General features: G+C 61.2%; 9 protein-coding genes. 7 read left to right on the top strand and 2 right to left on the bottom strand.

Annotated elements, in window-relative coordinates:
- Positions 1-19 precede the first annotated feature (19 nt).
- Positions 20-340: a DUF1476 domain-containing protein gene (locus EN932_RS27020; RefSeq protein WP_013532126.1), complete on the bottom strand. Its 321-nt coding sequence runs from the start codon at positions 338-340 to the stop codon at positions 20-22.
- A gap of 274 nt (positions 341-614) precedes the next feature.
- Here EN932_RS27020 and purC point away from each other — a divergent pair, with 274 nt between their 5' ends.
- The 6 genes from purC to EN932_RS27050 all read left to right on the top strand — a co-directional run bounded on the left by purC (position 615) and on the right by EN932_RS27050 (position 4,376).
- Entirely contained in the window at positions 615-1,409 is a 795-nt protein-coding gene (purC, locus tag EN932_RS27025) for a phosphoribosylaminoimidazolesuccinocarboxamide synthase (RefSeq protein ID WP_013532127.1), read from the top strand.
- A 43-nt stretch (positions 1,410-1,452) separates the two neighbouring features.
- Positions 1,453-1,695: a phosphoribosylformylglycinamidine synthase subunit PurS gene (purS, locus tag EN932_RS27030; RefSeq protein WP_013532128.1), complete on the top strand. Its 243-nt coding sequence runs from the start codon at positions 1,453-1,455 to the stop codon at positions 1,693-1,695.
- A gap of 213 nt (positions 1,696-1,908) precedes the next feature.
- On the top strand, positions 1,909-2,577 hold the full coding sequence (purQ, locus tag EN932_RS27035; protein ID WP_024504558.1) for a phosphoribosylformylglycinamidine synthase subunit PurQ: 669 nt from the start codon (positions 1,909-1,911) through the stop codon (positions 2,575-2,577).
- An 84-nt stretch (positions 2,578-2,661) separates the two neighbouring features.
- Entirely contained in the window at positions 2,662-3,327 is a 666-nt protein-coding gene (locus EN932_RS27040) for a glutathione S-transferase family protein (RefSeq protein WP_013532130.1), read from the top strand.
- Positions 3,324-3,731: a hypothetical protein gene (locus EN932_RS27045; protein WP_013532131.1), complete on the top strand. Its 408-nt coding sequence runs from the start codon at positions 3,324-3,326 to the stop codon at positions 3,729-3,731. The genes EN932_RS27040 and EN932_RS27045 overlap by 4 nt, the downstream gene beginning before the upstream one ends.
- Before the next feature lie 3 nt (positions 3,732-3,734).
- Complete coding sequence (locus EN932_RS27050; protein WP_013532132.1) at positions 3,735-4,376, top strand: Pr6Pr family membrane protein; 642 nt, start codon at positions 3,735-3,737, stop codon at positions 4,374-4,376.
- A gap of 76 nt (positions 4,377-4,452) precedes the next feature.
- Here EN932_RS27050 and EN932_RS27055 read toward each other — a convergent pair whose 3' ends face one another.
- Complete coding sequence (locus EN932_RS27055; RefSeq protein ID WP_027162365.1) at positions 4,453-4,704, bottom strand: DUF1127 domain-containing protein; 252 nt, start codon at positions 4,702-4,704, stop codon at positions 4,453-4,455.
- Between the two features lie 92 nt (positions 4,705-4,796).
- Between EN932_RS27055 and EN932_RS27060 the strand changes: the two genes are divergently transcribed.
- Positions 4,797-5,880: PLP-dependent aminotransferase family protein (locus tag EN932_RS27060; protein WP_164890634.1), on the top strand; the 1,084-nt coding region annotated here is incomplete at its 3' end.

Here is a 5,880-nt window from a genome sequence, read left to right on the forward strand (position 1 = left end):
GATCAGCGCATGGCCCGGATCAGGTGTTCTTGATCTGCTCGATCGCCTGCGCCATCAGTTCGTCCATGGTGCGGCGGATCTGGTGGTCCGACTGCTCGACGCCGGCCGCGTCGAAATCCCCGCGGATCTTGCGGAACACGTCGTGGTCGCCGGCCTCCTCGATGTCGGAGATAACCACTTCCTTGGCATAGGCGTCGGCATCGGCGCCGGACTTTCCGAGCTTTTCGGCGGCCCACAGGCCGAGCGCCTTGTTGCGGCGCGCCGAGGCCTTGAACCGAAGCTCCTCGTCGAATGCGAATTTACGCTCAAAGCCCTCTTCACGGTCTTTCATGCTGCTCATGGCGTCCCTCCGGGTCAAATTCGATTCGTTGGCGGTGAATATGTGCGTTGTCAAAGCACAAACCAAAAGGTCGCGGGCCGGTCAATATGCTTCATCGCATGCTGCGCTGCGGCATTTCAGTCCCGAAAGCGGTTGATTGGAAGGATTTGCCGATTGAGCAAACGATGTGATTGGGATAGACCCGGCATTGAACCCTACCGTAGCCGCACTATTTCAGGCAGACGGACAGGAAATGGTCTGATACCGCCTGTCCGGAACCTCAGAGAAAAATCAGATGAAAAATCGCCGCCGCATTTATGAAGGCAAGGCCAAGATACTCTATGAGGGACCCGAACCGGGCACGCTTATCCAGTTCTTCAAGGATGATGCAACCGCGTTCAACAAGAAGAAGCATGAGGTCATCGACGGCAAGGGCGTCCTCAACAACCGCATTTCCGAGTATATTTTCAACCATTTGAACCGCATGGGCATTCCGACCCATTTCATCCGCCGGCTGAACATGCGCGAGCAGTTGATCAAGGAGGTCGAGATCATTCCGCTCGAAGTGGTGGTGCGCAATGTCGCCGCCGGCTCGCTGTCCAAGCGGCTCGGCATCGAGGAAGGCACCGTTCTGCCGCGCTCGATCATCGAATTCTATTACAAGGCCGACGCGCTCGACGACCCGATGGTGTCGGAAGAGCACATAACCGCGTTCGGCTGGGCGAGCCCGCAGGAAATCGACGACGTGATGGCGCTGGCCATCCGCGTCAACGACTTCCTCTCCGGCCTGTTCATGGGCGTCGGCATCCAGCTCGTCGACTTCAAGATCGAATGCGGCCGCCTGTTCGAAGGCGACATGATGCGCATCGTCGTCGCCGACGAGATCTCGCCGGACTCCTGCCGCCTGTGGGACGTGGCGACGCAGGACAAGCTCGACAAGGACCGTTTCCGCCGCGACATGGGCGGCCTCGTCGAGGCCTACCAGGAAGTTGCCCGCCGCCTCGGCATCATGAACGAGAACGAGCCGCCGCGCCCGACCGGCCCGGTGCTCGTCGCCTCGACCGACGGCCTCAAAGGCAAGCCGCACTGATCGCGGTTTGCGACCCGATAATCAGAACAGGAGCATGTCCAGCGTGATCAAGGCCCGCATTACCGTCACCCTCAAGAACGGCGTGCTCGACCCGCAGGGCAAGGCGATCGAACACGCATTGTCCGGCCTGGGCTTCGGCGGCGTCGGCACGGTGCGGCAGGGCAAGGTGTTCGATGTCGAGCTGGCGGAAAGCGACAAGGCCAAGGCCGAAGCCGACCTCAAGGCCATGTGCGACAAGCTGCTGGCGAATACGGTGATCGAGAATTATAGTGTGACGCTTACCTAAGGCTGTGCCGGAGGCACGGATGCCTGAAGTCACGAATGAACTGATGTACGAGCTTCTCGAGATTGTAGCGATCAGGCTTGCAGGCGTTGAGCACGCAAACGGACGTCAACAATATCTACGCGATAGCAGGCCGTATCGATCAACATCTTGAACGGATTGAGCAGCGCCTCGAGTTGCGCTAACTCGCCGAAGCACAAAGGCCTTACGAACGAAATGAAATCAGCCGTCGTCCTCCTGCCTGGCCTCAATCGCGACCGCGACATGATCGCGGCGCTGACCAAGATTTCGGGAACACCGCCGGTCACCGTCTGGCAAACCGACACCGAAATCCCCGATGTCGATCTGATCGCCATTCCGGGCGGTTTTTCCTTCGGCGACTATCTGCGCTGTGGCGCGATCGCCGCGCGCATGCCGGTCATGCGGGCAGTGGCCGAAAAAGCGGCCGCGGGCGTGACGGTCATCGGCGTCTGCAACGGTTTCCAGATCCTGGTCGAGGCCGGCTTGTTGCCGGGCGCCTTGATGCGCAACACCTCGCTGAAATTCGTCTGCCGGCAGGTGAAGCTCGAGATCACCAATGCCAACACCATGTTCACCCGCCGCTATCAGCCGGGCCAGATCATCCGCTCGCCGGTCGCGCATCATGACGGCAATTATTTCGCCGACGCCGACACGCTTGCCCGTCTCGAAGGCGAAGGCCAGGTGGTGTTCCGCTATGCCGAGGGCACCAACCCCAACGGCTCGATCAACGACATTGCCGGCATCGTCAACAGCCAAGGCAATGTGCTCGGGCTGATGCCGCATCCGGAAAACCTGATCGAAGCAGCCCATGGCGGTACCGACGGCCGCGGACTGTTCGAGAGCGCCCTCGGCATCGCTGCCTGACGATATCGAAGCGAACAGCTTGAAAACAGCCGGACATTCCTGTCTCTTTGGAGCAAGTCTGGTTCATTGGGGAGAGAGACGGTCATGAAACTCTATTCGCGGCCGTTGTCGCCCTACTCGTCGATCGTGCGGGCATTGGCCTACATCAAGGACGTACCACTCAAGATCATCGCGCCGCCGCCCGGTTTTCCCATCCCGGAAGAGTTTCGCGCCATCTCGCCGATGAACCGGATTCCGGTGCTGATCACCGGCTCGGGCGAGACGATTGTCGAATCGGTGGTCATCGCCGAATATCTCGAGGAACGGTTTCCAGAACCGGCGCTGCTGCCCCCCGATTCCAAGGACCGTGCGCTGGTGCGCATGTTCGCCCGCATCACCGATCTCGATGTGCTGACCCCGTTGATGAAGCTTTTCGAGCTTCATTCCGTGCCGAAGCGCAACAATGCCGAGATCGACGCTCAGTTCGCCCGCCTGCATCATGGACTGGCGGCAATCGAGGCCCGTATGGCGCAAGGGCCCTTCGCACTCGGCGACGACATCAGCTTCGCCGATGCCTGGCTGACGCCGACGCGGTTCATCTTCAACAATTTCCGCGCCATGACAGGACGCCACGACCTGCTCGACGCCTATCCCAAATTCGACGCCTACCAGCAGATCGCCTCGCAACACCCGGCATTGTCGCGTGTGTGGGGCGAGATGACCGACGGCTTGAAAATCTTCCTGTCCGAGCTTGAGATGGGTGCCGCTTGATCAAGTCGAGGACGATCGCGCTGGTCGCCGCGGCGGGCTTTGTGCTGGCATCCTGCCAGTCGACGCCAAAGAGCACGCCTGTTCCCTCGGGCAAAAGTGCAGCGCTGCTGGCCATGGAACAAGTGGCGATCGCCGCCCACAAATGCTGGATCGCCAGCAAGGACCCGGCCTTCAAACCGTATCAGATGGCCAATGAGCTGAATTCGTTCAGCGGCACGCCGCGTTTCCTGCTGGTTCCGGCCAAGCACTATGGCGGCAAACCTTTGCTGGTCGTGCAGGCGCAAGGCAATTCTAGCCGTGTCGACGTCTTCGGACCGCTGATGAACGATCCGCTCGGCGCCCGCATCGGCTCCGACATTTCCCGCTGGCAGGCCGGCAATCCGGCCTGCGCCGCGACGGCCTAGCCCATGGGCCGCTTTCTGCAGATTGTGGGGCTGGTCATCGGTCTGGCCGGGCTCATCCTGCAGTTCTGCATCAGCATTCCTGCATCGATGGAAGCAGGCCGCAGCCTGCTTGGCTCCGTCATTTTCGTCTTCAGCTTCTTCACCATCCTGACCAACATCGGCGCGGTGCTGGTGTACACGTCGCTGCTGTCACCCACCTTCTATGCCTGGCTGCCGGCCTTTGCAGGGGCGCGGATGCGCACCGGCGTTGCGGTTTCGATCGCACTGGTCTTCATCATCTACGCAACGGTTCTGGCACGACTCTGGCAGCCGCAGGGACTGTTCCTGCTCTGCGATGTTCTCCTGCACTACGTCACGCCGGTGCTGTTCGTGCTGTGGTGGCTGATATCGGGCGCCGACGGCCGGACACGCTGGAGCGACATTTCGTGGTGGGTGATCTATCCCATCGCTTATCTGGTCTATGCGCTGGTGCGGGCGCCGCTTGCCGGCGAGGTGCCCTACCCTTTCCTGAACATCGCCAAGAACGGCGCGACCAGCGTCGTCATCTCAGCTGCAGCCATCACCGGACTTTTCCTCGTGCTGTGCGTGGTCGCCGTCCTTGCGGACCATGCCGTTGCACGCACCAGGGCGTCGAGGGTCCGTTAGAACTGTGCGGACCTTCTGTCCGGATTTCCCGGGACCATCATCTTTCCCAAACCGGTTCCCACTTTTGGGATCACGGTCAGTCCCAGAACGGCCTGATGCCCTCGCGGTGGGCGTCGCAGCGCGTGACGCCGATATCCTTGAGCTGGTCGTCGGTCATCTCCAGCAGAGCCAACCGGCTGCGGCGGCGATCCAGCAGGTTGTCGATCCATCCTGCCAGCGACCTCAGCACGCGCACAAGGCGGCTGACAAAGCCGCGCTGAGCCGACGGGCGTGTCGATTGGGCCGATAATGCAGCGCTCGAATGACGTATTGTCGCAATTGTATTCATTTTCTTTCTGCCAAAGTCCTAAATTGTACCCTTTTGGCACGCGATTGATATGTATTGACTCATCTATCGGTGCAATATAGAAAATTGTCACCATGACAAATTGGCTTCCAGATCTCACTGCCGGCTCCGGCCCGCTGTATCAGCGGCTGGCGGATTCCATCGAGACGGACATCGATCGGGGCGTGATCGATGCCGGCGCAAAGTTGCCGCCGCAGCGCGACCTCGCCTACGACATCGGCACCACCGTCGGCACGGTCGGCCGGGCCTATCAATTGCTGCGCGAGCGTGGGCTGGTGAGCGGCGAGGTCGGGCGTGGAACCTATGTGCTCGGCCAGCGCGCGAAGCCGGATTTTCCGGCTCCGGACGTCGGCGGCGAAGGCACGCGCTATATCGATGCGCCTAAAGGCAAGCTGCGTTTCGACAGCACCGCAGCACCTGATATCGGCCAGGGCGACATTGTCGCCGGTGTCCTGTCGCGCACGGCGCAGGACCATCCGCATGAGATTTCGAGCTACACCAGGGATTTCCCCGAACGATGGTACGAAGCCGGCGCCCGCTGGTTGGCGCGCAATTCCTTTCGCCCGGATGCCGACACCATCGTTCCCACGCTCGGCACCCATGCGGCGGTGATGGCGGCGATCGCGGCGCTCACCATGCCTGGCGACTATGTTGCCTTCGAGCACCTCACCTACTCGCAGGTTTCCCGCAGTGCCGGCTTGATCGGCAGGCGCACCGCGTTGGTGGCATCGGACGATGAAGGCATCGATCCGCAGGATTTCGAGCGCGTCTGCGCGCAAAAGCATCCCAAAATGATCTTCCTGATGCCGACGGCGCAGAATCCGACGCTGGCCACCTTGTCGGCGGCGCGCCGCGAAGCGATCGCCCATGTCGCACGCGAATACAATGTCGTCCTCATCGAGGACGACCTCTATGGCAATCTGACCGATGATCCGACGCCGTTGCTGGCCGAATATGCTCCTGAGAGGACCATTGTCGCGGGCGGCCTGTCGAAGTCGGTCGCAGCCGGTGTGCGCGGCGGCTGGCTTTCCTGCCCGCCCGCCTACCGCCACCGCATCCGCGTCGCCCACAAGATGATGACCGGCGGCATGCCCTTCCTGCTGGCGGAGGTGAATACAAGGCTGGTGCTGTCCGGTCAGGCGGATGAGATACGAAAGC

Origin of the sequence: Mesorhizobium sp. M7A.F.Ca.US.002.01.1.1, from assembly GCF_004022955.1 — a bacterium.
Lineage (GTDB): Bacteria > Pseudomonadota > Alphaproteobacteria > Rhizobiales > Rhizobiaceae > Mesorhizobium > Mesorhizobium ciceri.

Bases quoted from the DNA above. Each gene is read 5' to 3' on its own strand.
- EN932_RS27020 (WP_013532126.1), bottom strand. From the start codon at position 340: ATGAGCAGCATGAAAGACCGTGAAGAGGGCTTTGAGCGTAAATTCGCA.
- purC (WP_013532127.1), top strand. From the start codon at position 615: ATGAAAAATCGCCGCCGCATTTATGAAGGCAAGGCCAAGATACTCTAT.
- purQ (WP_024504558.1), top strand. From the start codon at position 1,909: ATGAAATCAGCCGTCGTCCTCCTGCCTGGCCTCAATCGCGACCGCGAC.
- EN932_RS27040 (WP_013532130.1), top strand. From the start codon at position 2,662: ATGAAACTCTATTCGCGGCCGTTGTCGCCCTACTCGTCGATCGTGCGG.
- EN932_RS27050 (WP_013532132.1), top strand. From the start codon at position 3,735: ATGGGCCGCTTTCTGCAGATTGTGGGGCTGGTCATCGGTCTGGCCGGG.
- EN932_RS27055 (WP_027162365.1), bottom strand. From the start codon at position 4,704: ATGAATACAATTGCGACAATACGTCATTCGAGCGCTGCATTATCGGCC.